General features: G+C 71.8%; 20 protein-coding genes. 11 read left to right on the top strand and 9 right to left on the bottom strand.

The features are described 5' to 3' along the window. Positions 1 to 12: 12 nt before the first annotated feature. Genes OG408_RS04680 through OG408_RS04690 form a run of 3 tightly spaced genes read right to left on the bottom strand, consistent with a single transcriptional unit; the run spans position 13 to position 3090 of the window. The gene (locus tag OG408_RS04680; RefSeq protein WP_266775721.1) at positions 13 to 906 is read right to left on the bottom strand and encodes a carbohydrate ABC transporter permease; all 894 of its coding nucleotides are present in this window, start codon (positions 904 to 906) and stop codon (positions 13 to 15) included. 4 nt (positions 907 to 910) lie between these two features. After that, on the bottom strand, positions 911 to 1840 hold the full coding sequence (locus OG408_RS04685) for a carbohydrate ABC transporter permease (RefSeq protein WP_266775723.1): 930 nt from the start codon (positions 1838 to 1840) through the stop codon (positions 911 to 913). A 2-nt stretch (positions 1841 to 1842) separates the two neighbouring features. Further along, entirely contained in the window at positions 1843 to 3090 is a 1248-nt protein-coding gene (locus OG408_RS04690; protein ID WP_326668376.1) for an extracellular solute-binding protein, read from the bottom strand. 214 nt (positions 3091 to 3304) lie between these two features. On the opposite strand from OG408_RS04690, the gene OG408_RS04695 reads away from it, so the two are divergent. The 3 genes from OG408_RS04695 (at position 3305) to OG408_RS04705 (ending at position 6163) form a co-directional block, all read left to right on the top strand. Then, entirely contained in the window at positions 3305 to 4363 is a 1059-nt protein-coding gene (locus tag OG408_RS04695; protein ID WP_266775727.1) for a LacI family DNA-binding transcriptional regulator, read from the top strand. A 46-nt stretch (positions 4364 to 4409) separates the two neighbouring features. Continuing rightward, complete coding sequence (locus tag OG408_RS04700; protein ID WP_326668378.1) at positions 4410 to 4952, top strand: GNAT family N-acetyltransferase; 543 nt, start codon at positions 4410 to 4412, stop codon at positions 4950 to 4952. A 122-nt stretch (positions 4953 to 5074) separates the two neighbouring features. Further along, entirely contained in the window at positions 5075 to 6163 is a 1089-nt protein-coding gene (locus tag OG408_RS04705; protein WP_326668380.1) for a WD40/YVTN/BNR-like repeat-containing protein, read from the top strand. Between the two features lie 21 nt (positions 6164 to 6184). Here OG408_RS04705 and OG408_RS04710 read toward each other — a convergent pair whose 3' ends face one another. Beyond that, entirely contained in the window at positions 6185 to 6862 is a 678-nt protein-coding gene (locus OG408_RS04710; protein WP_266775733.1) for a uracil-DNA glycosylase, read from the bottom strand. 157 nt (positions 6863 to 7019) lie between these two features. On the opposite strand from OG408_RS04710, the gene OG408_RS04715 reads away from it, so the two are divergent. After that, positions 7020 to 8066: an N-acetylglucosamine kinase gene (locus tag OG408_RS04715; protein WP_326668382.1), complete on the top strand. Its 1047-nt coding sequence runs from the start codon at positions 7020 to 7022 to the stop codon at positions 8064 to 8066. Between the two features lie 95 nt (positions 8067 to 8161). After that, positions 8162 to 9085, top strand: coding sequence for a sirohydrochlorin chelatase (locus OG408_RS04720; protein WP_266775737.1), 924 nt, complete (start codon positions 8162 to 8164; stop codon positions 9083 to 9085). Positions 9086 to 9173: 88 nt separating this feature from the next. Here the strand turns inward: OG408_RS04720 and OG408_RS04725 are convergent, their stop codons facing one another. Next, positions 9174 to 10244, bottom strand: coding sequence for a lactonase family protein (locus tag OG408_RS04725; RefSeq protein WP_285569027.1), 1071 nt, complete (start codon positions 10242 to 10244; stop codon positions 9174 to 9176). 103 nt (positions 10245 to 10347) lie between these two features. Continuing rightward, a complete protein-coding gene (locus OG408_RS04730) occupies positions 10348 to 11856 on the bottom strand; it encodes an FUSC family protein (protein ID WP_326668386.1) in 1509 nt (502 codons plus the stop codon). 378 nt (positions 11857 to 12234) lie between these two features. Here OG408_RS04730 and OG408_RS04735 point away from each other — a divergent pair, with 378 nt between their 5' ends. The 3 genes from OG408_RS04735 (at position 12235) to OG408_RS04745 (ending at position 14806) form a co-directional block, all read left to right on the top strand. Beyond that, positions 12235 to 12825 carry a lytic polysaccharide monooxygenase auxiliary activity family 9 protein gene (locus tag OG408_RS04735; RefSeq protein ID WP_266775742.1) on the top strand — a complete coding sequence of 197 codons (591 nt, stop codon included), beginning with the start codon at positions 12235 to 12237 and terminating at the stop codon, positions 12823 to 12825. Between the two features lie 81 nt (positions 12826 to 12906). After that, positions 12907 to 13392, top strand: coding sequence for an Lrp/AsnC family transcriptional regulator (locus OG408_RS04740; protein ID WP_266775745.1), 486 nt, complete (start codon positions 12907 to 12909; stop codon positions 13390 to 13392). A 283-nt stretch (positions 13393 to 13675) separates the two neighbouring features. Continuing rightward, entirely contained in the window at positions 13676 to 14806 is a 1131-nt protein-coding gene (locus OG408_RS04745; protein ID WP_266775747.1) for a serine/threonine-protein kinase, read from the top strand. Positions 14807 to 14839: 33 nt separating this feature from the next. On the opposite strand, the gene OG408_RS04750 is transcribed toward OG408_RS04745, so the two are convergent. Both OG408_RS04750 and OG408_RS04755 read right to left on the bottom strand, forming a co-directional pair. Further along, positions 14840 to 15832: an aldo/keto reductase gene (locus OG408_RS04750; RefSeq protein WP_326668391.1), complete on the bottom strand. Its 993-nt coding sequence runs from the start codon at positions 15830 to 15832 to the stop codon at positions 14840 to 14842. 31 nt (positions 15833 to 15863) lie between these two features. Continuing rightward, positions 15864 to 16778, bottom strand: coding sequence for an oxidoreductase (locus OG408_RS04755; protein WP_285569038.1), 915 nt, complete (start codon positions 16776 to 16778; stop codon positions 15864 to 15866). 485 nt (positions 16779 to 17263) lie between these two features. Here OG408_RS04755 and OG408_RS04760 point away from each other — a divergent pair, with 485 nt between their 5' ends. Both OG408_RS04760 and OG408_RS04765 read left to right on the top strand, forming a co-directional pair. Beyond that, on the top strand, positions 17264 to 20743 hold the full coding sequence (locus tag OG408_RS04760) for a M28 family peptidase (RefSeq protein ID WP_326674471.1): 3480 nt from the start codon (positions 17264 to 17266) through the stop codon (positions 20741 to 20743). A gap of 120 nt (positions 20744 to 20863) precedes the next feature. After that, the gene (locus tag OG408_RS04765; protein ID WP_326668394.1) at positions 20864 to 21982 is read left to right on the top strand and encodes an FAD-dependent oxidoreductase; all 1119 of its coding nucleotides are present in this window, start codon (positions 20864 to 20866) and stop codon (positions 21980 to 21982) included. A 28-nt stretch (positions 21983 to 22010) separates the two neighbouring features. Here the strand turns inward: OG408_RS04765 and OG408_RS04770 are convergent, their stop codons facing one another. Next, entirely contained in the window at positions 22011 to 23429 is a 1419-nt protein-coding gene (locus OG408_RS04770) for a helix-turn-helix domain-containing protein (RefSeq protein ID WP_266775755.1), read from the bottom strand. Positions 23430 to 23915: 486 nt separating this feature from the next. On the opposite strand from OG408_RS04770, the gene OG408_RS04775 reads away from it, so the two are divergent. Further along, complete coding sequence (locus OG408_RS04775) at positions 23916 to 26099, top strand: discoidin domain-containing protein (protein WP_326668396.1); 2184 nt, start codon at positions 23916 to 23918, stop codon at positions 26097 to 26099. Positions 26100 to 26131 lie beyond the last annotated feature (32 nt).

Genomic DNA, 26131 nt, shown 5'->3' on the forward strand with positions numbered 1-26131 from the left:
GCGGCGTGGGGGCTACTTGCCGCCCACCCCCATCAGTCCGTTGACCAGCGCCTTGCGCGCCACGAGGTACACCGCGAAGATCGGCACGACGGAGAGCACGATCGCGGCCAGCACGGCGGGGATGTTCATCCCGAACTGGGACATGAAGTTGAACAGGCCCAGCGTCAGCACGCGGTGCTCCTCCGACTGGGTCAGGATCAGCGGGAACAGGAAGCCGTTCCACGCCTGGAGCGCCGTGTAGATCGCCACCGTGCTGATGCCGCCCTTGGACATCGGGATCGCCAGCTGCCACAGCATCCGCAGCGGTGTCGCGCCGTCGAGCGCCATCGCCTCGTACATCTCCTCGGAGACGTCCCGCATGGTGCCGCTGAGGATCAGGACCGCCACCGGCATCGCGAAGGCCGCGGTCGGCAGGATGATCGCGGGCAGGCTGTCGTACAGGCCCAGCTTGCTGATCAGCAGGTACAGCGGCACGATCACCGCCTGCGCGGGGATGGCCACGCCGAGCAGGAAGGTCCGGAAGGCGAGCGAGGAGAGCCTGCTGCGGGCCCGTACCGCGACATAGGCGACGGGTACCGAGAGCAGCAGGACGATGGCCACGGTGGCCACCGCGACGATGGCGGTGTTGGTCAGCATCCTGGCGAAGCCGCTGTCCAGGACCGTGCGGTAGTTGTCGAGCGTGGGATGGGTCGGGACGGCCAGCGGGTCGCCGTTGAGCGCCTCGTCCTGCCGCATGAGCGACGAGGAGACCAGCGTGTAGAGCGGTACGACGACGAGCAGCAGCCAGACCGTCGAGCCCAGGCCGGCCAGGGGGTTGCCCCATCTCCTGCGGCGCCGCGCGGCGGTCTGCCGGCCGCGGGTCACGGGTGACGCGGGGCGCGTCTCGGGGCGGGTGTCGATCGACATCGCGTCACATACCTTCCCGGGTGGACCGCATGTTCCCGAAGCCGCTGAAGCGGACCAGGACCAGCGACAGGGCGGTGGCCACCACGACGAGCGCCGTCGCGATCGCCGCGGCGTAGCCGAGGTCGTAGGTCTGGAAACCGGTCCGGTACATCAGGTACGGGAGCACGGTGGTGTCCGTGCCGGGGCCGCCCCTGGTCATGATCAGCACGGTGTCGAAGTAGGTCAGCGATCCGACGATCATCAGGACCGATGAGGTCGTGATGGTGTGGCGCAGCTGCGGCAGGGTGATGTGGAAGAACTGCCGCAGCATGCCGGCGCCGTCGATCTCCGCCGCCTGGTAGAGGACCTGCGGGATCTGCCGGGTGCCGCCCTGGTAGATCAGGGTGTGGAAGGGCATGAACTGCCAGCCGCCGACGAACGCGACGGTGAGCAGCGCCCCGGTGGACGAGCCCATGATGTTGGGGTCGATGCCGAACCAGGGGCCGATCTTCTTGATCACGCCGAAGTTGGGGTCGAGCAGGGCGTGGAAGAGCATCGCGATGGCCGTGGTGGAGAGCAGCAGCGGAATGAAGAAGACCGCCGAGAGCACGGCCCTGCTGCGCTGTCTGCCCGCCGCCCAGACGCCGAGCAGCAGGGCCACGGGGGTCTGGAACACCCAGCTGACCGAGGTGAGCAGCAGGCTGAGCCAGGCGGCCTGGCGGAACTCCGGGTCCTTGAACAGCCGGGTCCAGTTGTCCAGACCGATGGGGGTCGGGGAGTTCAGCCCGTCCCAGTGGCAGAAGGAGAGGTAGACGGCGATCGCCAGCGGGACGATCGCGAAGAGGGCGAAGAAGAGGATGCCGGGCACGGCCCAGCCGACCGAGGGGCGGCCGACGTGGCCGCCGGCCGCCTTCGCTCCCCCGCGCACCTTCTTGTACGAAGAGACGTGGGACATCGCTACTTGACGGCCTTCATCGCGGCGACGAACTGCTCGGGCGTGGAGGTGCCGGCGAACAGCTTGCTGATCTCGGTGAGCAGCGGGGTGGCGTAGCGGGACTCCAGCGCCTGGTCCCAGGAGAGGGTGAAGCTCGGGGCCTTCTGGACCATGTCGTACTGGTCCTTCGCGTACTGCGGGTTGGGCGAGCCGCTCAGCATGGAGGCGGCGTTGGACGTGGTCGGTACGTCACCGTTGTCGACCAGCGCCTGGGCGTAGGACTTGGAGGCCATGGTCTTCAGGAAGGCTATGGCCGCGTCCTTGTGCTTGGTGCGGGAGTTGATCGACCAGTAGTTGGTGGGGTTGCCCACCACGTCGGCCGGGTCCCCGACACCGCCGGCCACGGTCGGGAAGTTGGCCCAGCCGAGGTCCTTCTTGGCGAACTCGGGTGCCTTGCCGAGCTGGGTCGAGTACTCCCACGAGCCCATCAGGTGCATGGCCGCCTTGCCCTTGCTGAGCAGGGTGGGTGCGGCGCCGCTGCCGTAGTCGACGGAGTTGAAGTTCTTGCCGAAGGCTCCGCCGTCGACCAGTTCCTTCACGGTCTGGGCGGACTTGAGGACCGCGGGGTCGCCCCAGCCGGAGGAGTCCCCGTTCTGGATCTTCTTGAAGACCTCGGGGCCGCCGATCCGGTCGAGCAGGTACTCCATCCACATCAGCTCGGGCCACTTCTCCTGGCCGCCGAGCGCGAAGGGGGTGATGCCCTTGGCCTTGAACGTGGTGATGGCGTGCTGCAGGCCCGCCCAGGTCCTGGGGGCCTCCAGCTTGTTCTCGGCGAAGAGCTTCTTGTTGTAGAAGAGCATCACGGGCTGCATGCCGCGCATCGGCACCCCGTAGATCTTTCCGTCGAGGCTGCCCGCCTCGACGATGGACGGGAGGAAGCCGTCCTTGAGCGTGGCGTCGTTCTTGACGGTCGAGGTCAGGTCGACGAGCTGGCCGGCGTCGAGGTACGGCTTGATGGAGCCGCCGCCCCAGTTGTAGAAGATGTCCGGGGCGCTGGGCGAGCCCATGGCGCTGCGCAGCTTGTTGACGTACTCCGTGCCCGGGACCGGGATCAGCTTGACCTTGACCTTCGAGGTCTTGTTGAACTCCTTGACCGCCGCCTGCTGGATCTTGACGGCGTCGTCCCCGTAGACGTACGCCGTGATCGTGTCGCCGCCGCCGCCGCTGCCGCCGTTCGATCCGCAGCCGGCGAGCACGCCTGCCGTGACCATGGCGGCACCGGCCGCGGTCCATCTCGCCGCACGCGAACTCCGAGTGAAAATTCCCGACCCCATGACCGCACCTCTGTCGAATGTTTCGGCCTTGCTTGCGAATGTTGCCGGAACCGTACGGTCGGGTTTCGGGCCCGTCAAGAGGGGCGGCGGAGGAAATCCCGCTCGGGGTCCAGCCCCTGCCTCCCTGCGGCGGGGAGCTACGATTCCCGGTATGAGCCCCGCAAACGTCCAGTCACATCAGGAGAACGCGCCCACCGGCGAATCGTCGGAAGGCACCGCCACCCTGGCGGAAATCGCCCGCGCGGCCGGAGTCTCGGCTCCGACAGTTTCGAAGGTGCTGAACGGCCGCGCCGATGTCGCCCCGGGGACGCGGACCAAGGTCGAGGAGCTGCTGCTGCTGCACGGCTACCGGCGCAGACGCGGCTCCACCACCCAGTCGCAACTGATCGATCTGGTCTTCCACGAGCTGGACAGCGCGTGGGCGATGGAGGTCGTCCGCGGGGTGGAGAACGTCGCCCGCGAGGAGGGGCTGAGCCTGGTGCTCTCCGAGAGCGCGGGCCGGCTCACCCCCGGGCAGACCTGGGTGGACGGGGTGCTGGCCCGCCGGCCGGTCGGGGTGATCCTCGTCCTCTCGGACCTCACCGCCGCCCAGCGCGCCCAGCTGACCAGCCGCAGCATCCCGTACGCGGTGGTGGACCCGGCGGGCGACCCGGGGGACGACGTCCCCTCGGTCGGGACGACGAACTGGCAGGGCGGACTGGCCGCCACCCGCCATCTCACCGGACTCGGGCACCGCCGCATCGGGGTCATCAGCGGGCCCTCGCGGATGATGTGCAGCCGGGCCCGGGTGGACGGCTACCGCGCCGCCCTGGAGACCGCGGGCCTGCCGATCGACCCCGAGCTGGTCCGCGAGGGGGAGTTCCAGCACGAGGCCGGGTACACGGCGGGGCTGGAGCTGCTGCGCCTGCCCGACCGGCCGACCGCGGTCTTCGCGGGCAACGACCTCCAGGCGCTCGGCGTCTACGAGGCCGCCCGTGAGCTGGGCCTGCGCATCCCGGAGGACCTCAGCGTCGTCGGCTTCGACGACCTGCCGCTCACCCGGTGGATCGGGCCGCCGCTGACCACGGTGCGCCAGCCGCTGACGGAGATGGCCGAGACCGCCGCCCGCCTGGTCGTCGACCTCGGGCGGGGCAGACAGCCGGCGACCACGCGCGTCGACCTGGCGACCAACCTGGTGGTGCGCAGCAGCACGGCGGCGCCCGGCCACTGATCAACTCCGTTGCGCGGGCCGGCCGGCGTCCGTACCGTCGCGCGGCATGAAGACCCCTGTCCTGCGCACCCGGCGGCTGCTGCTGGAGCCGTACACCCCCGCCGACGAGGAAGGGTTCGTGGCGCTCTTCCAGGACGCCGGGGTGGCCCGCTGGATGGGCGAGGGCCCGGCCACGGAGGCGGCGGACCGGGCGCTGTTCGGGCGGATCTTCACCAAGGTGTACGCGCGGGACCTGTTCGGCGTGTGGGTGGTGCGGCAGGACGGGCGCGCCGTCGCGCACGCAGAGATCAAGCCGTCCCCCACCCCCGGCGTGGACGGCCACGAGATCGTCTACGCGGTGACCCCGTCGGCGTGGGGGCGGGGGCTGGGCACCGAGATCACCGAGGCGCTGGTCGCCCACGGCTTCGGCACCCTGGGCCTGGCCGAGGTGCACGCCACCGTGCACCCCGCCAACGAGGCCTCGCTCGCCCTGCTGGGCCGGACCGGTTTCCGTCACGTCCGTGACATCCCCGAGGACGACGGGAGCACGACCCTCCTCCTGACCCGCCGGAAGACGGCCGCAGAGGGGCCGGGGCACCGGGTGCGCTGAGCGCGGGCGCGGGCGCCCGCCGCGGATGCGGCGAGTGTCCGGAGCCGTCCTGCGCGCCACTGTCAGTGGCTGGGTGCAGACTGGCGCGTATCCGGCACAACGGCGTTTCGGGAGGTTCGGTCATGACCGATGTTCTGCTCACCGTCGGCACCCGCAAGGGGCTCTTCATCGGCCGCAGGCACGGCGGGGCGTGGGAATTCGACGGACCGCATTTCAACGCGCAGGCGATCTACTCGATCGGCATCGACAAGCGCGGGAAGGTCCCCCGCCTGCTGGTCGGCGGCGACAGCGCGCACTGGGGCCCCTCCGTCTTCCACTCCGACGACCTCGGTGCGAGCTGGGTCGAGCCGAAGCAGCCGGCCGTGAAGTTCCCGGAGTTCACGGGGACGTCCCTGGAGCGGGTCTGGCAGCTGCACCCGGCGGGCCCCGAGGCGCCCGGTGTGGTGTACGCGGGCACGGAACCGGCCGCGCTGTTCCGTTCGCGGGACGGGGGCGAGTCGTTCGAGATCGTCCGCCCGCTCTGGGAGCATCCGACGCGCTCGCGGTGGGTGCCCGGCGGGGGCGGCGAGGGGCTGCACACGGTGCTGACCGACGAGCGCGACCCGCGCTCGGTCACGGTCGCCGTCTCCACCGCGGGGGTGTTCCGGACCACGGACGGCGGCGAGAGCTGGGCCCCGGCCAACAAGGGGGTGTCGGCGGTCTTCCTGCCCGACCCGGACCCGGAGTTCGGCCAGTGCGTCCACAAGGTCAGCCGGGACGCGGTCGACCCCGACCGGCTCTACCTCCAGAACCACTGGGGCGTGTTCCGCAGCGACGACGGCGGGGGCAACTGGACGGACATCGGCGCCGGACTGCCCTCCGACTTCGGGTTCGCGGTGGCCGCCCACCCGCACCGCGCGGACACGGCGTATCTCTTCCCGATCAACGCCGACGCCGACCGGGTGCCGGCCGACCACCGCTGCCGGGTCTTCCGGACCACCGACGCGGGCGCCAGCTGGGAACCCCTGTCGGCGGGGCTGCCCGACGGCGCGCACTACGGCACGGTGCTGCGCGACGCGCTCTGTACGGACGATGCCGATCCGGCGGGAGTGTACTTCGGCAACCGCAACGGCGAGGTGTACGCGAGCGAGGACGACGGGGACAGCTGGCAGCAGCTCGCCTCGCATCTGCCGGATGTCCTGTGTGTCCGGGCCGCGGCGGTCGACGGGTGACGGGCGGGGTGCCCGCCACGCCTACGGCAGGCGCCAGTCCACCGGCTGCGCCCCCTGGCGGACCAGGAGTTCGTTGGTCTTGCTGAAGGGGCGCGACCCGAAGAAGCCGCGGTCCGCCGACATCGGGGACGGGTGGGCGGACTCGATCGCCGGGTAGTCGCCGAGTGACGGCCGGAGGTTGCGGGCGTCGCGCCCCCAGAGGACGGACACCAGCGGGGTGCCCCGCGCGACCAGGGCCCGGATGGCCTGCTCGGTGACCTCTTCCCAGCCCTTGCCGCGATGGGCGGCGGGCTTGCGGGGTGCGGTCGTCAGCGCCCTGTTCAGCAGCAGCACGCCCTGCCGCGTCCACGGGGTCAGATCCCCGTTCGACGGGCGCGGCAGGCCCAGGTCCGTGTTCAGTTCGCGGTAGATGTTCTCCAGGCTGCCGGGCAGCTGACGGACGTCCGGTGCGACCGCGAAGCTCAGCCCGATGGCCATGCCCGGTGTGGGGTAGGGGTCCTGACCGACGATCAGCACCCGAACCTCGTCGAAGGGCTGCTGAAAGGCGCGCAGGACGTTCGCCCCCGACGGGAGATAGGTGCGGCCCGCCGCGACCTCCGCCCGCAGGAAATCCCCCATCTCGGCGACGCGCCCCGCCACGGGGGCCAGCGCCCGGGCCCATCCGGGCTCCACCACTTCGTTCAAAGGTCGTGCTGTCACGCGCTCACCCTACCGGCGTAACGGCGGCCTCCTCCCGCCTCCCCCGTCGCCGCCGAACTCGTGGGCCGGGAGGGCTCCGTGGCGACACCGCCGACGGTGCGCCGAACGTCTGCGGCTAGGCTGCCGCCGTCATTCCTCTGCTTACGGGAGCCATTCCATGGAGTCACACGGGCACGCGTCCGGGGAGCACGTCCTCGGCGTGGACTCCGGCGGTTCCGGGCTGAGGGTGGCGCTCGGCACCGTGGGCGGGGAGACCCCCCTGGCCACGGCGGTGTGCGCCGAACCGGTGCGGACCGGGTCCTCCGGCATCGACGCCGCCCACCTCCTCGAACAACTGCTGCCCACCGCGCGCCGGCTGCTCGCCGGGCACGGCGGCGGTGACCGCGTCGCCACCGCGGCCATCGGCGCGGCGGGCATGGCCACGCTCGGCGACCAGCTGCGCGCCGAGCTGCCCGCGGCGCTGGCGGACGCGCTCGGCGTACGCACACTGGCACTCGCCGCCGACGCGGTGACGGCGTACGCGGGGGCGGTCGGACAGCGCCCCGGCGCGGTCGTCGCGGCCGGCACGGGCCTGATCGCCCTGGGCACGGATCTGACCGGGTGGCGGCGGGCCGACGGCTGGGGCCATCTGCTGGGTGACAGCGGCGGAGGGGCCTGGATCGGACGGGCCGGACTCGACGCGGCGATGCGCGCCCACGACGGCCGGCGCGGCGGTTCCGCGGCGCTGCTGGCCAGGCTGGAGGCGGTGTTCGGGCCGGCGCCCGAGCTGCCGGGCCTGCTCTATCCGCGGACCGACCGGCCCGCGGTCCTTGCCTCGTTCGCACCCGAGGTGGCCGCGTGCGCGGCGCACGATCCGGTCGCCGACGGCATCCTCCGCGACGCCGCGGCCCACATCGCCGAGGCGGCCGCCGCGGTGTGCCCGAAGGCCGGGGCGGACGACGAACCGTATGAAGTGGCGCTCACGGGTGGCTTGTTCCGGATGGGCGACCCGCTGCTCGAACCGCTGCGTGCCGAGCTGGCGCGACAGCTGCCGCACGCACGGGCGGTCCCCGGTTCGGGTGATCCGCTGATGGGCTCCCTGCGCATCGCACAAGCGCTGGCCAGGGGCGGTCTGAGGCTCCCGCACCATCCCACGCTGCTCCGCGTCACCGTGTCCGCGCCGGGGACCGGCCGCACCCCGGGGGTGACAGAGCAGGGCAGTTGACCAGTAAGCCGCTCATCGGATAAATGCGGACAGACGACGCTCGACGGGGCCCTCCCCGAGCAGCGGGGTACCCAAAACCAGTAGCATGCGGCGCCATGAGCACCCCCACTGGGCCCGCTTCCGGCCTGCCTGTACGAATGCCGCGACCTCGCCAGTCCGGACGGCACCGCCGCCCGGAGCCCGTGGTCGCGCCTGAGGGCGCTGCCGCGCTCGTTCTCGCCGTTCCCGGTACCCCCTCCCCGGCCAGCCGCAGTCTGGCCGAAGAGGTGATCAGCATTGCCCGTTCCGAGCTGCCCGGTCTGAACGCCCTGATCGGTTATCTCGACGGCGACGATGCCGAGTACCCCACCCTTGCCTCCGTTCTCGCGCACTCCGCCGCCGAGCGCGTCGCGCGCTTCGAGCAGGCGCAGGCCGCCGGCCGTGAGGTCGCCGAGCCCGCCGGTCCGGCCGCCGTCGTGGTGCCGCTGCTCGCGGGCCCCGACGGCACCCTGGTGCAGCGGATACGCCGCGCGATCGAGGACAGCCGGGCCCAGGCCGAGCTGACCGATGTGCTCGGACCGCACCCGCTGCTCGCCGAGGCGCTGCACGTACGCCTCTCCGAGGCCGGTCTGGCCCGCGCGGACCGCGCGAGGCTCTTCACCGTGGCCACGGCCGCCGACGGCATCGTGCTGGCCACGGTGGGCGGCGAGGAGGCCGTGCAGGCCGCCGGGATCACCGGCATGCTGCTGGCCGCGCGGCTCGCCGTGCCGGTGATGGCCGCCGCGCTCGACGTCGAGGGCTCGGTCGCCTCGATCGCCGACCAGCTGAAGGGCTCCGGCTCGCAGCAGCTGGCCGTGGCCCCGTACCTGGTGGGCCCCGAGGTCGCCGACGGCCTGCTGGACGCCGCGGCGAAGGAGGCCGGCTGCGCGAGCGCGGAGCCGCTCGGCGCGTACCCGGCGATCGGCAAGCTGGTGCTGTCGATGTACACGAGCGCGCTCGGGATCGCTCCCCCGGTGGCGCAGGGGGCCCAGGCCCACTGATCGATCCGCAGGTCCGGCGGCCGGGTGCGCCGTCGGCGGCACGCCGATGCCCCGGGACCCTTCGAGGGTCCCGGGGCATCGGTGGTTGTCAGGCGAAGATCACGCAGGAGGGTGCCTGGACGTCCAGGGACCCTTCCGGGGCCGGGATGCCGGTGGCCGGGTCCACGGCGAACCAGGCGACGTTCCCGGACCGCTCGTTGGCGGCGTACAGCCGCCGTCCGCTGGGGTCGAGGGCGAGGTCGCGCGGCCAGTGCCCGCCGCAGCTCACCGTCGTGACCAGGGACGCCTGCTCGCCCGTGGCGTCGAGGGCGAGCACGGAGATGCTGTCGTGGCCGCGGTTGGCCGCCCACAGGAACCGGCCGTCATGGGCGACGACGACCTCGGACGGGTAGCTCTGCCCGCCGTCGCCGCCACTCGCCCCGGCGGGCAGCACGGACGTCTCGCCGACGGCCTCCAGGGTTCCGGCCGCGGCGTCCCACCGGCACACCGTGACCGTGGGCTCCAGCTCGTTCAGCACATAGGCGTGGGCGCCCGCCGGGTGGAAGGCGAGGTGGCGCGGGCCGGTGCCGGGGCGCAGCACCGTCTCACCGTGCAGGCGCAGCTCCCCGGTGTCCGGGTCGAGTGCGCAGATCCGTACCGAGTCGGTGCCGAGGTCGACGCTGAGCACCCAGTTCCCCGACGGGTCGGGGAGGACCTGGTGGGCGTGGGGTTCCTGCTGGCGGGCGGTGACCGGACCACTGCCCTCGTGGGTGAGCACGGTGCCGGCAGCGCCGAGGGAACCGTCCGCGAGCACGGGCAGGACGGTGACACTGCCGGAGCCGTAGTTGGCGGTGACGACATGGCCGGCCGCGAGGGCCAGGTGGGTGGGGCCGTTGCCCTCGACCGGTCGGATGTCCCCGAGCGGCCGCGGCACGTCGTGGCTGATGTCGAGGGCGCCTGCCGCCCCCTTCTCGGTCTCGCTGACCGCGTACAGGACCGCGCCGCCGGGGCCCGTGCCCCGGCCGAGGGCGAGGTAGGAGGGGTCGGGTACGACGTCCGTCGTGCCGAGGACGGTGAGCGCCCCGGTCTCCTGGTCCACGGCGGCGACGGTGATACCCCGTCCGCCCGCCGAGGTGAACGACCCGATGAATGCCCGTCCGGCACCGTTGCTGCTGTCCACCGCACTGCCTCTCTCCGCCGACTGATCGCGACGGCGGCGGCCGCCGCGATCTTCCGCGGCGACCGTAGCAGTGCCCGGCTGCGGTCTAGACCAGGGGTGCGGGTCAGGCCGGGACGAGGGGTGCGCGGGGCGGGGCGTGCAGGGGTGCGGCCAGTTCGGCGAGGGCCCGCTCCAGGCCGTGCAGGTGGGCGAGGGCGGGTTCGGTGACCGCCGGGTGGGCCGGGAGGCCGGCGGCAGGGGCGGTACGGGCCGGCCGTTCGGAGGCGGTGAGCGCCTCCACGGCGTTCTCGACGCGCCAGCAGGCCGCGGCGAGCCGGGCGTCGTGGGAGGCTTCCGGGTCCGCCGCGACGGAGGCCAGTCCGCGCACCTCGCGCGCACAGTCGTCCAGCAGCGCGAGCACGTGCCCGGCCCGGGCCCTGCGGGCGCGCAGCGGGCTCAGGGGGTGGACCAGCGGGGCCAGCGAGAGACGGACGCGGCCGAGCAGCGCCTCCAGCTCGGCGACGCGCGGCGCCGGGTCGGCGCCGGCCGAGCCGGAGAGCCGGGCGGCGGCCTCCTCGGTGCAGGCGTGGACGCAGCGCAGCGCCCGCTGGATCCAGGCGTCGGTCGTGGCGTGCGTGGTGACGGGCAGCACGACGAGCACCGCGAGCATCGCGCCGAGCGCGCCGACGGCCGTCTCGCCGAGCCGCAGCGCGAGCAGGCCCGGGTCGAGCACCCCCAGGGAGCCGTAGAGCGCCCCGGCCATCACCGTCACGGAGAGCATCATCCAGGTGTAGGAGACCGCCGCGGTGTAGAAGATCCCGAAGACCCCGGCCGCGACGAGGAGCGCGGTGGGTACCGGAGCTCCGTGCAGCGGGACGACGACGGCCAGGCCGACGGGGATGCCGATCAGCGTGCCCAGGACCCGGCGGAAGCCGCGTACCAGCGTCTCGCCGCGTGAGGCGGTGTTCACGAAGACCCACCAGGTGGCACCGACGGCCCAGTACCAGCGCTGGTCGGACATGAGCTGTCCCGCCAGGAGCGCGACGGTTCCGCCGGCGGTCGCCTGGATCGCCTGCCGCGTGGTGCCCCTGGCCAGGCCCGCGCCCATGACCGGGGCGGGCACGGTGGGCGCGGTCAGCCGGCGTTCGTAGCACCACAGCCCGAAGCGGACGGCCGAGGAGGAGAGCAGCGAGAGGGCGACCGCGGAGTAGAGCTCGGGGAGCTGTCCGGGGAGGGTGTGGAGGAACTGCGTGGTGAAGAAGGCCATGAAGGCGAACACACCGAGGGAGTGTCCGCGCGGTCCCCACCGCCGCGCGTAGACGCCCGCGCCCATGACCGCGAGGAAGGCCGCGTCACGTGCGGCGGGGTGGTCGTGGAGCAGGGCGGCGAGCGCGAGCACCGGGAAGCCGACGGCGGGGAGCAGGGCGGTGGTGACGGCCTGGCCGCGGACGGTGGGATCGGTCACCGTGAACAGGGCGAGGAGCGCGGCCAGCCCGCCGGTGATGGCCGCGACCAGGGAGTGTCCGGCCAGGCCGCACACCGTCACCGCGAGGCCGATGCCGAGGACGGCCCGGGCGGCGAACCTCAGCCGCAGCCGCCCGGGGTCCCGGGCCACGAACGCTCTCTTCAGCACTGCTGCTCCCCGCCTCCGTCCGCCGGCTCCGCTCACCGGCATGAAAAAGGCGCCGCGGAATCCGCAGCGCCATCGACAGGTACATCAGAGCATCCGGAGGCCTGTTGGCTCAAATTGACACCGGAAGACTGGACCAATGGCACAGTAGTCAGCCACCCCTGAGCGCCACCGGCCGACCAACGGACCACCGCCCGGCGCACCCCGTCGCAACGACGCCGCCCGGCCCGTCCCGGCACGGCACCTCACAAACCCTCCCCCGGGCCGGTGACAGCACCCCTCGCGCATGGTGTGGACATGATGAGTTGACATCACTACGCTCACCCTTGGTCTAGACCGCAGAACCCTCCGGACATCACCCCACATCTCCAGGAGCGACGTATGCGCAGAAAGATCACTTCCTTACTGGCCGGGCTCGGCCTGGCCGGCGTGGCGCTGTTCGCCACCTCCGGCAGCGCCCAGAGCCACGGCTACACCGACTCCCCCATCAGCCGCCAGCAGCTCTGCGGCATCGGCACCGTCAAGCACTGCGGCCAGATCCAGTGGGAGCCCCCGAGCGTCGAGGGCCCCAAGGGATTCCCCACGCGCGGACCGGCCGACGGCCACATCTGCGCGGGCGGCATCGGCCGCTTCTCGGAGCTCGACGACCCGCGGGGCGGCGCCTGGCCCGCCACCCGGGTCACCGCCGGACAGAACTACACGTTCAACTGGCGGATCGAGGCCCGGCACGCCACGACCGACTTCCGCTACTACATCACCAAGGACGGCTACGACCCGGCCCGGCCGCTCACCCGGGCCGACCTGGAACCGCAGCCGTTCCTCACCGTGCCCTTCGGCGGCCGGCTGCCCGGCTCGACGGTGACCCACTCGGGTGTGCTGCCGCAGAAGTCCGGCAAGCACCTGATCCTCGGCGTGTGGACGATCTCCGACACCGGCAACGCCTTCTACGCCTGCTCCGACGTGCAGTTCTGACACTCCGCCGCCATGGCCCGGCGGTGCGCCGTTGGTACAGTCGCTGCCCCGACCGACGTACCACGGAGAGGCCGGCGGACCATGGCGGTGGACGCGCTCGACACCCGGATCCTGCGGCTGCTCATCGAGCAGCCGCAGACGAGCGTGCGCGAGTACGCGCGGATCCTGTCCATCGCCCGGGGCACCCTCCAGGCCCGTATCGACCGGCTGGAGCGGGACGGTGTGATCACCGGCAGCGGTCCCTTCCTCTCCCCCGCAGCCCTCGGCCACCCGGTGCTCGCCTTCGTGCACCTGGAGGTGACGCAGGGGCATCTGGACGATGTGGGCGAGGCGCTCGCCGCCGTGCCGGAGATCGTCGAGGCCTTCTCGACCACCGGCGGCGGTGATCTCCTGACCCGGGTGGTGGCCCGGGACAACGGGCATCTGGAGGACGTGATCCAGCGGCTGATCCAGCTGCCCGGCGTGGTCAGGACCCGGACCGAGGTGGCCCTGCGCGAACGGGTTCCGCACCGGTTGCTGCCCCTGGTCGAAGCGGTTGGCCGGGCGGCGGCATCCGACCGGGGATGACCCGCCGAGAACATGACCGCCTCGGACGTCTCCGGTCTGGCGCCCCGTCACCGCGCGGGCGGCCGGGCCCGGATGACGGGCGGTCGACCGGGGGTCCGCGCGCCGGATATCCTGATCATGCCGTGTGCTCCCACCCCGCCCCTCGTTCCCGGCGAGGCCGCCGCGGCGGCCGAAGCGGTCCCCGGCCGGAACTGTCCGAGATACCCGAGCTATGCGAGATAGGTGTGCACAGGTGCTGGTTGCTGGTCGGTACCGATTGATATCCGCCATCGGCCGTGGCGGGATGGGTGAGGTGTGGCGGGCCACGGACGAGATCCTCGGCCGGGCCGTCGCCGTGAAGCTGCTGCTGGGGGAGCACGCCGACGAGTCGGCGACCGCCCGGTTCCGGCTGGAGGCCCAGACCGCCGCCCGGCTCAGCCATCCGCATCTGGTGGCGGTGTTCGACTTCGGGTCGTGGGAGGACCGTCTCTTCCTGGTGATGGAGCTGGTCGAGGGCCGGAGCCTGTCCGATCTCCTCCTGGCGCAGGAGCGGCTGGGACCGGAGCAGGTCGCCCGGATCGCCGGCCAGGCGGCCGCCGGACTGGCCGCGGCCCACCGGCAGGGCATCGTCCACCGGGACATCAAGCCGGGAAACCTGATGCTGGACGCCGAGGGCTCCGTCAAGATCGGCGACTTCGGCATCGCCCAGTTCGTCGACGACCCCTCGGCCGCCCTCACCACGACCGGCCACATCGTCGGCACGAGTCTCTATCTCGCCCCCGAACGGGCCCTCGGCCGCACGGCCGGTGCCGCGTCGGACATGTACTCCCTCGGCTGCGTCGTCTACCAACTGCTGCTCGGTCAGCCGCCGTTCCGCTCGGACACCGCGACCGCGACCCTGTACCAGCACGTGGACACACCGCCGACGCCGCTGCGGCAGCGCGGCGTCGAGATGTCCGCGGCCTTCGACTCCTACCTCCTCGGCCTGCTCGCGAAGCAGCCCGAGGAGCGGCCGAGTGCCCAGCAGGTCGCCGACTGGTTCCTCAGCGAGGCCTGGCGGGGGCAGGCGGAGCCGCTGCCGCAGCACCGGCCCGCTCCCCCGCGTGCCGCGTCCCCGGCCTACGCGCCGACGACGGCACCGCCCGCCGTGCCCGGCCGGCACTCCGGCGCGGACTCCGGTGCCCCGACGACGTACCGGCTGCCCCAGGCGCAGGGCCACGGGCGGCGGGCAGCGGGCCGGTCCCGCAACAGCAGGCGGCGCAGCACCAGAGAGGCGATCAGACGCAGACCCCGCGTGGCCAGCGCCATCGCGGGCACGATCGCCTTCCTCGCCGCCGTCTACCTGGGCATGAGCCTGTTCTCCCCCGACTCCAGCTCGGCCACCACACCTCAGGACAGCGGAACGACGAGCGGGTCCGTCTCGCCCGCGCCGTGACGGGAGCGGCGCGGGCGAGGAGCCGGGGACCGGCTACCAGCGGCCGTGGACGGACGCGCGGATCCTGCGGTCGTAGAGGTCCCGCACCGCGTCGGCCGTGCCCCGCGGCAGCGGACCCTGTGCCGCGGCCGCCGCGTTGCCCCGGGCCTGCTCCACTGAGCGCGCTCCGGGGATGACCGCGGTGACGCCGGGCTGCTGGATGATCCAGCGCAGCGCGGTCTGCGCGGGAGTCGCGCCGTCCGGAGCGAGCCCGGCGAACTCGGCGGCGGCGGCCACCCCGGTGCCGTAGTCGACTCCGGAGAAGGTCTCGCCCTGGTCGAACGCCTCACCGTGCCGGTTGTACGTGCGGTGGTCCTCGGGTGCGAAGACGGTGTCCGCGGTGTACCTGCCGGACAGCAGCCCGGAGGCGAGCGGCACCCGGGCGATGATGCCGACCCCCGCCGCGCGCGCGGCGGGGAGCACCTCGTCCAGGGGCTTGAGCCGGAACGGGTTGAGGATGATCTGGACGCTCGCGACACCGGGCCGGGCGATGGCGGTCAGCGCCTCGGCACACGTTTCGGCACTCACCCCGTAGGCGGCGATCCGCTCCTCGGCGACCATCGTGTCGAGCGCGTCGTAGACCTCGTCCGAGGAGTAGACGGCCGTCGGCGGGCAGTGCAGCTGTACGAGGTCGAGGGTGTCGACCCCGAGGTTGGCCCGCGAGCGGTCGTTCCACGTACGGAAGTTGTCCAGGACGTAGTTCTCCGGCACCTGATCGGCGCGCCGGCCCATCTTCGTCGCGACGAAGACGCCCGTGTCGGGGCGCTCCTTCAGATAGCGGCCGATGAGCTGTTCGCTGCGGCCGTCCCCGTACACGTCGGCGGTGTCGAAGAAGGTGACGCCGCCTTCGACGGCGGCGTCGAGCACGCCGAAGGCATCGGCCTCACGCACCTCGCCCCAGTCTCCGCCGAGCTGCCATGTGCCCTGTCCGACGACCGATACGTCCCGTCCGGTCCTGCCCAGTTCGCGCTGCTCCATGAGGATCATGCTACGTCCGCCGGGGCCCGGGCCGCCCTGATCAGCCGGCGTCCCGGCCGAGCTCGGCGAGTCGGCGGACCTCCTCGTCGGTGAGCCGCAGGGCGCCTGCCGCCACGTTGGCCTCCAGGTGGTCGGGGTCGCCCGTGCCCGGGATGGCGAGGACGTGCGGGGCGCGCTGGAGGGTCCATGCCAGCCGGACCTGGGCGGGCGAGGCGTCGTGGGCCCGGGCGACGTCGAGCAGCGCCTCGTCCTCCGCCGACCGGTCGGCTCCCGACTGTCCGGCGTCGCCGGCGATCGAGTAGAACGGCACGAAGGCGATGCCCAGCTCGCCGCAGGTCCGCAGCACCTCCTCGGCGTCGGCGCGCCGGGTTCCGATGCCGTACCGGTTCTGCACACAGACCACCGGTGCGATGGCGAGTGCCTCGGCTATCTGCTCGGGCCAGACGTTGGAGAGTCCCAGGTGGCGGATGAACCCCTCCTTCTGCAGTTCGGCCAGAGCGCCGAAGGACTCGGCGATCGGGGCCGGGCCGTTCACCCGGAGGTTCACCACGTCGAGGTGGTCGCGGCCGAGCTGGCGGAGGTTCTCCTCGACCTGCCCGCGCAGTTGCCCGGGCCGGGCCCAGTCCAGCCAGTCGCCCGAAGGCCCGCGGCCGGGGCCGACCTTGGTCGCGATGACCAGGTCGTCGGTATAGGGCCCCAGGGCGCTGTTGATCAGCTCGTTGGCCGAGCGCCGCGGCGAGAAGTAGAAGGCGGCGGTGTCGATGTGGTTCACACCGAGCTCAACGGCCCGGCGCAGCACAGCGACGGCCCGGTCGCGGTCGTGCGGGCCGCGGTCGTCGCCGAACGCCGCACCGTTCTGGGTCAGGCGCATGGCGCCGAACCCGATCCGGTTGACGGTCAGGTCGCCGAGCTGCCAGGTGCCGGCAGCCGCTGCGGTGATGAGGTGCGAAGTCAAGGGCGTGATGCCTTCCTCGAAGGAGTGCTGGACAAGGGGGTGCCGAACCGGAAGGCCAAGCGGTGAATGACAGAGGTCTTGCGCCGAGGGATGGAATCGTGATACCTTCGCCTCAACATCCGTGCCACTTGCACCACTTGGCGCGGATGCAGAATAGAGCAAGCCCGTCGGTTCGTCCAGCCCCGCCCTCCTCCCCCGCACCACGAGGAGGGTTTTTCGCTGTCCGGCCACCCTCCGGCGATGGCTTTCCTGTGCGCCGGCTGTGCGATCCCACAGGTCCGACTTGACCAGACTTGCCAAGTCCCCCCGAGGCGCCCGCAGTTCGTTGACGAGGTCATGGCGACGTGTGAGTGTTCGGTCGCCCGATCACGGACACCACCTGGGCGGACGGCCCGCGCCGGCCGCACGGGCGGGTGCGTCTCCCCACGCCGCTGCCCGTGACCGAGGTCCCCACGAACCGAGGAGCCTCGATGAAACGCAGACCGATGACGGCCGGGACAACCCTGGCCGTCCTCGCCGGAATGCTGGTCGTCACGAGCGGCCAGTCAGCTTCTGCAGAACCGTCGCCCCCGTCCCCGACTCCCCTGTCGGCCGCCGTGTCGGCCGCCGACCGGGCCGCGGCCGGCGGTCTCGACACCCTGGCCAAGGGACCCGAGGAACGGTACGAGCGAAAGACGGTGACCCCCTGGGTCAACGGGCTCTACTCCGTCGCGTACGAACGCACCTACCGCGGCCTTCCGGTCGTCGGCGGGGACGCCGTCGTGGTCTCCGACTCCAAGGGGCGCATCCGCGGATCCCAGTCGGCTCTCTCCCGGCGCGTCAACGTGCCGACCACCGCGACCGTCCCGGCCAGGACGGCCGAGGCCACCTCGCGCAAGCGGCTCCGCTCGGTGGAGCGGGTCGACAGCCACCGGCTGGTCGTCCGGGCCACCGGCACGAAGACCCGGCTGGCCTGGGAGACCGTACTCACCGGCCGGACCGGCAAGGCCCCCAGCCGCCTGCACGTCTTCGTCGACGCGGGTACCGGCGCGGTGCTCGACAGCTATGACGACGTCAAGGCCGGCACCGGCAACAGCCAGTGGAACGGCCCGTCCCCGCTCTCCATCAACACGACGTCCTCCGGAGGCAGTTACTCCCTGCGCGACCCGGGACGCCCCGGGCTGACCTGCGCCGACTACAGCACCGGGAGCGTCTTCACCAAGTCGAGCGACTCCTGGGGCACCGGCAGCGCCTCCAGCAAGGAGACGGGCTGCGTCGACGTCATGTGGGCGGCCCAGCACGAGTGGGACATGCTGCGCGACTGGCTGGGGCGCAACGGCCACGACGGCAACGGCCGCAGCTGGCCGGTCAAGGTCGGGCTCAACGACGTGAACGCCTACTGGGACGGCTCCACCGTCTCCATCGGCCACAACAACGCCAACCAGTGGATCGGCGCCATGGACGTCGTGGGCCATGAGTTCGGCCACGGCATCGACCAGTACACACCCGGCGGCGCCAACAACGAGTCCGGGCTCGGCGAGGCCACCGGCGACATCATGGGGGCGCTCACCGAGGCGTACACCAACGAGCCCGCCCCGTACGACGACCCGGACTACACCGTCGGCGAGAAGATCAACCTCGTGGGCAACGGGCCGATCCGGATCATGTACAACCCGGGACAGATCGGCGACCCGAACTGCTACAGCTCCGCCATACCCGGCACCGAGGAGCACGCGGCGGCCGGTCCCCTCAACCACTGGTTCTATCTGCTCGCCGAGGGCTCGAACCCCGGCGGCGGCAAGCCGTCCAGCCCCACCTGCAACAGCTCCACCGTCACCGGAGTGGGCATCCAGAGCGCGGGCAAGGTCTTCTACGGCGGCATGCTGCTCAAGACCAGCGGCATGACGTACAAGCGCTACCGCACCGCCACACTGACCTCGGCCAAGAACCTCGACGCCACCTGTGTGCTGTACAACCGGACGAAGGCGGCCTGGGACGCGGTGAGCGTCCCCGCCCAGAGCGGTGACCCCACCTGCACCCCGAGCGGCAACAACGACTTCTCGCTGTCGCTCGACCCGGCATCCGGCTCGGTGAAGCAGGGCAGTTCGGTGACGGCCACGGTCAGGACGACCGTGACCTCCGGCAGCGCACAGACGGTGAGCCTGTCGGCGACCGGACAGCCGAGCGGTGTGTCCGTCGCCTTCAGCCCGTCCTCGGTCCAGTCCGGCGCGACCTCGGCGATGACCGTCTCGACGACATCGGCCGCCGCACCCGGGACGTACACCCTCACCGTGAAGGGCGCAGGCACCCAGGACCACACCGTCCAGTACACCCTGACCGTCGGTGACGGCGGCAATCCGGGCGGCACGGCCCCCGACATCAGCGTCGCCAACGTCCAGGCGCACCTCACCCAGTTGAACACGATCGCCACCCAGAACGGCGGCAACCGGCGGGCCGGCAGCGCCGGTTACACCGCCTCGCTCGCCTATGTGAAGGGCAAGCTGCAGGCGGCCGGCTACACCGTCAGCGAGCAGACCTGCACCACCTGCACCTACCGGGGCAACAACCTGATCGCGGACTGGCCGGGCGGTCCCGCCGACCGCACCGTGATGTTCGGCGCCCACCTGGACGGGGTCGCCGCCGGTCCCGGCATCAACGACAACGGCTCCGGTTCCGCGACCCTGCTGGAGAACGCGCTCGCCCTGGCCCAGCAGAACCCGACGATGACCAAGCACGTGCGCTTCGCCTGGTGGAACGGCGAGGAGCAGGGTCTGGAGGGCTCCGAGTACTACGTCGGTCAGCTCACCGCCGCCCAGCGGGCCGCCATCAACGCCTACTACAACTTCGACATGGTCGCCTCGACGAACGGCGGCTACTTCATCAACAACCTCAACTCGGCGGCCTCGGCCCCGATGAAGGAGTACTGGACCTCGCTCGGCCTGGCCCCGGAGGAGAACATCGAGGGCCAGGGCCGCTCGGACGACTACTCGTTCCAGCAGGGCGGCATCGCCACCTCCGGTTACGCGACCGGTGCCAGTGACACCAAGTCCGCCGCACAGGCCACCAAGTGGGGCGGTACCGCGGGCCGTTCGTACGACCCCTGCTACCACCAGTCGTGCGACACCACCGCCAACATCAACGCGACCGCGCTCAACCGCAGCGCCGACGGGGTCGCCTACACCGTCTGGAAGACGGCGGTCGGCACCACCGCGCCCGCCGACGACTTCTCCGTCTCGGTGAACCCGGTCTCCGGCAGCGTCCAGCCGGGCGCGTCCGTCACCGCGACCGTGGCCACGGCCACCACAAGCGGCTCCGCGCAGAGCGTGCGGCTCAGCGCCTCCGGTGCGCCCAGCGGGGTCACCGTGTCCTTCGCCCCGGCCTCCGTGCAGTCGGGCGCCTCGTCCACGATGACCGTCTCCGCCGGGGCGCAGGTCACCGCGGGCACGTACAGCATCACCGTGACGGGGACGGGCACCGCCACCCACACCACCACGTACTCGCTGGTCGTCGGGGGCTCCAGCAGCTGCCAGGCCCGGCAGGTCGTCGCCAACGGCGGGTTCGAGAACGGCACGGCACCCTGGAGCCAGTCGGCCGGGGTCATCAACAACCGGACCTCCGAGAAGCCCGCGCACAGTGGCGCCTACCAGGCCTGGTTCGGCGGCTGGGGCAGCACGCACAGCGACACCGCCACGCAGTCGCTGACCGTACCGGCGGGCTGCTCGGCCTACCGGCTGTCGTTCTACCTGAGCACCGACACCGACGAGTCGGCGGGCGACCCGACGGCCTACGACACGTTCACCGTGAAGCTGGGTTCCCGGACGCTGGCCACGTACTCGAACGTCGACGCGGGCAGCGGCTATGTCCAGCAGTCCTTCGACGTCGGCTCCGCCGCGGGGCAGACGGTGACGCTGGGGTTCACCAGTAAGGAGGACGCCTACCTGCAGACGAGCTTCGTCGTGGACGACGTGGCACTGGACGTCAGCTGATCAACTCCCGGAGGCCGTGGGGGCGGGGCGTGATCCACACGTCCCGCCCCGCTCCCGTCCCGGTCCGGTTCCGTGAAAGAGCGGGACCGGGCCGGGACGGGAGACGTAGGTTGTACCGGCATGAGATCCCGTATCGCTGTGATCGGCAGCGGCCCCGCAGGTCTGGCCTTCGCCCGTGTCCTCCACCGTCATGACCACCCCGTGACCGTCCTCGAACGCGATCCCTCCCGGGACGCCCGCCCGCCGGGCGGCACGCTGGACCTTCAGGAGGGACTGGGCCAGCGCGCACTGGAGAAGGCGGGCGTGCTGGCGGAGTTCCGGGAGCTGTCCCGCCCCGAGGGGCAGGCCATGCGCATCCTGGACACGGACGGGACCGTGCTGCGCGACTGGCAGCCCCGTCCGGATGAGCGGGCCAATCCGGAGATCGACCGGGGCCAGCTCCGTGACCTGCTGCTCGGCCCCCTGGACGTCCAGTGGGGGCGGGAGGTGACGGAGGTCGTGCCGGGCGGCGGGGACGGCGCGCTGGTCCGCTTCGCGGACGGGCGGCAGGAGACCTTCGACCTCGTGGTCGGCGCGGACGGCGCCTGGTCCCGGGTCCGTCCGGCGCTCTCGCCCGTGACGCCGCAGTACACCGGTGTCACCTACGTCGAGACCTCCCTGGACGACATCGACACCTGCCACCCCGACCTCGCCCGGCTGGTCGGCGACGGTTCCGTGGCGGTGTACGGCGTGAACCGCTCGATCGTCGCCCAGCGCAACAGCGGCGGCCACGTCAAGGTGTACGCCCAGTTCCGCACGGAGGAGGACCGGTCCCCTCAGGGGGCGGCCGGCACCGACGCCGTGCGATCGGGCCTGCTGGCACTGTTCGAGGGCTGGGCACCTCCCGTCCTCGACCTCCTCCGCCACGGCACGTCCTTCGTCCGCCGCCCCCTCCACACCCTTCCCGCGTCCCACACCTGGGCGCATGTCTCCGGGGTGACGCTCCTGGGCGACGCCGCCCACCTGATGCCCCCGCTGGGAGCGGGCGCGAACCTCGCGATGCTGGAGGGTGCCGAACTCGCCGAGTCCATCGCCTCCTCCGGCCCCGGGGACCTGGACGAGACCGTCCGCGCCTTCGAGGAACGGATGTGGACCCGGGCCGGCCGGTGGGCGAGCATCACGATCGCCGGCCTGGAACGCCTGGTGAGCCCGGACCCGTCCGCCGCCCTCGCCCTCTTCGACGACGTCCAGCCCTCCTGACCGTTTCCCGCGGACCCCCGGCGCCCGCTCAGCGGACCACCGCCGCCAGTCTGCGGACGAAGTCGTCCGTCTCCGGCCGGCGGGCCGTGCGGTCCGTGCGGCCGGCCAGTCTGGTGTGCAGGCCGCGCAGTTCCTGGCCGAGCAGCGTCGCGGGGTTCACCTCGGTGGTGTCGAGGACCGGGCCCGCCACGGCCTGCGCCGCCGCGGGGTCGCCGGCGCAGGCATGGGCGTCGGCCAGCCGCGCCAGGAACAGCATCCTCGCCGAGTGCATACCGGGCGGCAGCAGGCCGAGCGCGGTGCCCGCCGCCCCGACGGCACGGAGCGCGTAGCGGCGGTCGCCGGTGGCCGCGGCCAGATCGCGCAGCGCCCCGGCCGCGCCGGACTCCACCCGCAGACGCACGGAGGCGACGGAGAGCCAGGGTGCCTCCGTCTCGTCCCGTTCGCCGACCCGGTCCATCTGCGACCAGGCCCGGTCGATGTGGCCCAGGGTCCGGGCGGCGTCGCCCCGGACGGCGTGACCGCGCGCCTGGTACAGATCGCTCATGGCGCCCGCCCAGTGCCGGCCCGCGGCGGCCCGGCGGATCTCCTCGCCGTAGGCGAGCGCCGACGGGCCGTCACCCTCCAGCCGGGCAAGGGTGCTCATGTCGCTGAGCGCCGCGACCTCCGTCCCCACGTGACCGGCCATGGCGGCCCACACCAGGGAGCGGTCGAGCCAGGCCATCGCCGTCCCGTTGCGGCCCCACAGGAGCCGCAGGCAGCCCGCCGACTGCGCGTACTCGGCCGCGAGCGGCGCGAGCCGGCGCTGGTACGAGGCGGCGGGAAGCGCCATCCACCGGAGCATGGCGTGCAGGGTGCGCTCGACGACGGCGGTCGCTCCCGGCCAGGCGCGTTCCTCGTCGGCGCGCAGACAGACCGCGAGCAGGGCGGTCAGGGCGTGCACGGTGTCGTGGTCCAGGGCGGGCCGGGGCGAGGTGTCCGGGTCCAGGGCGCAGAAGGCCGCGTGCAGCGCGATGACGTCGGTGAGCACGGGGACCGTGCAGCCGTCGCGGCCGTGGACCGGGCAGACGAGTCCGTAGGCGGGCAGGCTCACCGGCAGTACCGTCCCCGGCGGGAGCATCGCCAGGAGTTCCCCGCCCGCGGGTTCCCCGGGCAACGGGCCCCGGCGCGCGGGCGTCCGAGCCCCTCCCGCCCGCTCCTGCGCACCGGCGTCCTCGCACGCGGCCAGCAGGTCGCCGCCGGCGCCCAGAAGATCGTCCAGCCGGCCTGCCAGGGGCGGCGGTGTCCGGCGGCTGCCGTGCTCCAGTTTGCTGATGGCGGTGTGGTCGTAGCCGACGCGCGCGCCGACCTGTGCCTGGGTGAGGCCGGCCCGCCTGCGCCACTGACGTAACCGGACTCCGAACGATCTCCATGCCTCCGCGGTACGGGCGTCCGCCGGAACAGGGCCCATGCCCTCGGTCACCCGGAACCCCGTCGTCCCTGGTCAGGGACGCCACGCGTGCCACGCTCACGGCTCATGCCCCGGAGGATAGCGAGCGGCGGTGCCCGTTGTCCCCGGGGTGTCCGGAAGATGTCCGGTAACAGGCGCGGCGGTTTCCGGTAAGCGGATCCACCGACCCTTCACACCTGTCCACGGGAGCTGATCGGTTGCGGTGGCAACGACCCGCTTTCCTTCACTCACTCCGCGTGGCCGCAACATCATCCCCTGAATCGATGGTTCGTCAGATCCCTTACGGGGAAAGCCTCAAGGCTTCGGGAACTCGGTCAATCGTGAGGTATCAGTCATCATTTCTTGTTCTCAACAGAGCTCGGTGAAGCGGGTGTTGCACACCTATTGACGCGTGGGGACGCGAGGGAGAAGTATCCCCATCGGCCGGAGAGAGCGCTCTCCGGCTTCGTGTCGTGCACCCGTACCGCGACTCAGGAGAAAACCCCCATGTACGCACCCCCCTTGTTCCACAGACCCGCATCCTCGACGGGAAGGAGACGCACCGGCGTACTCGCCGCCGTCGCCGGTCTCGTCGTCTCGCTGCTGGCCTTCTCGCCGTCCACCCCGGCGAGCGCGGCACCCTCGCTGCTCTCGCAGGGCAAGACGGTGACCGCCTCCAGCCAGGAGAACTACGGCACCCCCGCCACGTCCGCCGTGGACGGCGACAACGGCACCCGCTGGTCCAGCGCGGCGGCCGACCCCCAGTGGATCAAGGTCGACCTGGGCTCCGCCGCCTCGGTCAGCCAGATCGCCCTGAAGTGGGAGACCGCCTACGCCAAGAGCTACAAGATCGAGTTCTCCACGGACAACAGCACCTGGAGCACCGCCTACTCGACCACCACGAGCCCGGGCGGCAACGAGACGCTGAACGTCTCCGGCACCGCCCGCTACGTCCGGCTCACCGGCACCACCCGGGCCACCCAGTACGGTTACTCGCTCTGGGAGTTCCAGGTGTTCGGCACCACCGGCGGCGGAGGCGGCCCGCAGATTCCCGGCGGCGGCGACCTCGGCCCGAACGTCCTGGTCTTCGACCCGTCGACGCCGGGCATCCAGGCCAAGGTCGACCAGATCTTCCAGCAGCAGGAGTCGGCGCAGTTCGGCACCGGCCGCTACGCGCTGATGTTCAAGCCGGGCACGTACAACAACATCAACGCCCAGATCGGCTTCTACACCCAGATCGCCGGCCTCGGGCTCAAGCCCGACGACACCACGTTCAACGGTGACGTGACCGTCGACGCGGGCTGGTTCAACGGAAACGCCACCCAGAACTTCTGGCGGTCCGCGGAGAACCTGGCGCTCAACCCCGTGAGCGGCACCGACCGCTGGGCCGTCTCGCAGGCCGCGCCCTTCCGCCGCATGCACGTCAAGGGCGGGCTCAACCTCGCCCCCAACGGCTACGGCTGGGCGAGCGGCGGGTACATCGCCGACAGCAAGATCGACGGCCAGGTCGGACCGTACTCGCAGCAGCAGTGGTACACCCGCGACAGCTCCATCGGCAGCTGGGGCAACGGCGTCTGGAACATGACGTTCTCCGGCGTCGAGGGCGCCCCCGCCCAGAGCTTCCCGAACCCCCCGTACACCACCCTCGACACCACGCCGGTCTCCCGCGAGAAGCCCTTCCTCTACCTGGACGGCAACGACTACAAGGTGTTCGTCCCCGCCAAGCGCACCAACGCGCGCGGTGTCTCGTGGAACGGCACTCCGCAGGGCGAGTCCATCCCGCTGAGCCGGTTCTACGTGGTCAAGCCGGGAGCCTCCGCCGCCACCATCAACGCGGCGGTGCAGCAGGGCCTGCACCTGCTGTTCACGCCCGGCATCTACCACGTCGACCAGACGATCAACATCGACCGCGCCAACACGGTCGTGCTCGGTCTGGGACTCGCGACGATCATCCCGGACAACGGGGTCACCGCCATCAAGGTCGGTGACGTGGACGGCGTGAAGCTCGCCGGACTGCTCGTCGACGCCGGTCCGCAGAACTCGCAGGTGCTGGTCCAGGTCGGCCCCGACGGGGCATCGGCCGACCACGCGGCGAACCCGACCACCGTCCAGGACGTGTTCGTCCGGGTCGGCGGCGCGGGAGCCGGCAAGGCCACCACCGGCATGGTCATCAACAACGACGACACGATCATCGACCACACCTGGCTGTGGCGCGCCGACCACGGCGACGGAGTGGGCTGGGAGACCAACCGCTCGGACTACGGTCTCCAGGTCAACGGTGACGACGTCCTGGCGACCGGCCTGTTCGTCGAGCACTTCAACAAGTACGACGTGCGGTGGTCCGGCGAGCGGGGCAAGACGATCTTCTTCCAGAACGAGAAGGCGTACGACGCCCCCAACCAGGCGGCCGTGCAGAACGGCAGCACCAAGGGGTTCGCGGCTTACAAGGTCGACGACTCCGTGAACACCCACGAGGGCTGGGGCCTGGGCAGCTACTGCTACTTCAACGTCGACCCGACGATCCGTCAGGACCACGGCTTCGAGGCACCGGTGAAGGCCGGCGTGAAGTTCCACGACCTGCTCGTCGTCTCCCTCGGCGGCCAGGGCCAGTACGAACACGTCATCAACAACACCGGATCTCCCACCTCCGGTACGTCCACCGTCCCCTCGAACGTGGTGTCGTTCCCCTGACCACACGTGTGAGGTGAACGAACCCTTGCGGG

Source organism: Streptomyces sp. NBC_01257 (assembly GCF_035917255.1).
Classification (GTDB): Bacteria; Actinomycetota; Actinomycetes; order Streptomycetales; family Streptomycetaceae; genus Streptomyces.

Bases quoted from the DNA above. Each gene is read 5' to 3' on its own strand.
- OG408_RS04745 (WP_266775747.1), top strand. From the start codon at position 13,676: ATGGGTGAGGTGTGGCGGGCCACGGACGAGATCCTCGGCCGGGCCGTC.
- OG408_RS04765 (WP_326668394.1), top strand. From the start codon at position 20,864: ATGAGATCCCGTATCGCTGTGATCGGCAGCGGCCCCGCAGGTCTGGCC.
- OG408_RS04690 (WP_326668376.1), bottom strand. From the start codon at position 3,090: ATGGTCACGGCAGGCGTGCTCGCCGGCTGCGGATCGAACGGCGGCAGC.
- OG408_RS04720 (WP_266775737.1), top strand. From the start codon at position 8,162: ATGAGCACCCCCACTGGGCCCGCTTCCGGCCTGCCTGTACGAATGCCG.
- OG408_RS04775 (WP_326668396.1), top strand. From the start codon at position 23,916: ATGTACGCACCCCCCTTGTTCCACAGACCCGCATCCTCGACGGGAAGG.
- OG408_RS04700 (WP_326668378.1), top strand. From the start codon at position 4,410: ATGAAGACCCCTGTCCTGCGCACCCGGCGGCTGCTGCTGGAGCCGTAC.
- OG408_RS04685 (WP_266775723.1), bottom strand. From the start codon at position 1,840: ATGTCCCACGTCTCTTCGTACAAGAAGGTGCGCGGGGGAGCGAAGGCG.
- OG408_RS04705 (WP_326668380.1), top strand. From the start codon at position 5,075: ATGACCGATGTTCTGCTCACCGTCGGCACCCGCAAGGGGCTCTTCATC.
- OG408_RS04715 (WP_326668382.1), top strand. From the start codon at position 7,020: ATGGAGTCACACGGGCACGCGTCCGGGGAGCACGTCCTCGGCGTGGAC.
- OG408_RS04740 (WP_266775745.1), top strand. From the start codon at position 12,907: ATGGCGGTGGACGCGCTCGACACCCGGATCCTGCGGCTGCTCATCGAG.
- OG408_RS04695 (WP_266775727.1), top strand. From the start codon at position 3,305: ATGAGCCCCGCAAACGTCCAGTCACATCAGGAGAACGCGCCCACCGGC.
- OG408_RS04680 (WP_266775721.1), bottom strand. From the start codon at position 906: ATGTCGATCGACACCCGCCCCGAGACGCGCCCCGCGTCACCCGTGACC.
- OG408_RS04770 (WP_266775755.1), bottom strand. From the start codon at position 23,429: ATGGGCCCTGTTCCGGCGGACGCCCGTACCGCGGAGGCATGGAGATCG.
- OG408_RS04750 (WP_326668391.1), bottom strand. From the start codon at position 15,832: ATGATCCTCATGGAGCAGCGCGAACTGGGCAGGACCGGACGGGACGTA.
- OG408_RS04735 (WP_266775742.1), top strand. From the start codon at position 12,235: ATGCGCAGAAAGATCACTTCCTTACTGGCCGGGCTCGGCCTGGCCGGC.
- OG408_RS04760 (WP_326674471.1), top strand. From the start codon at position 17,264: ATGACGGCCGGGACAACCCTGGCCGTCCTCGCCGGAATGCTGGTCGTC.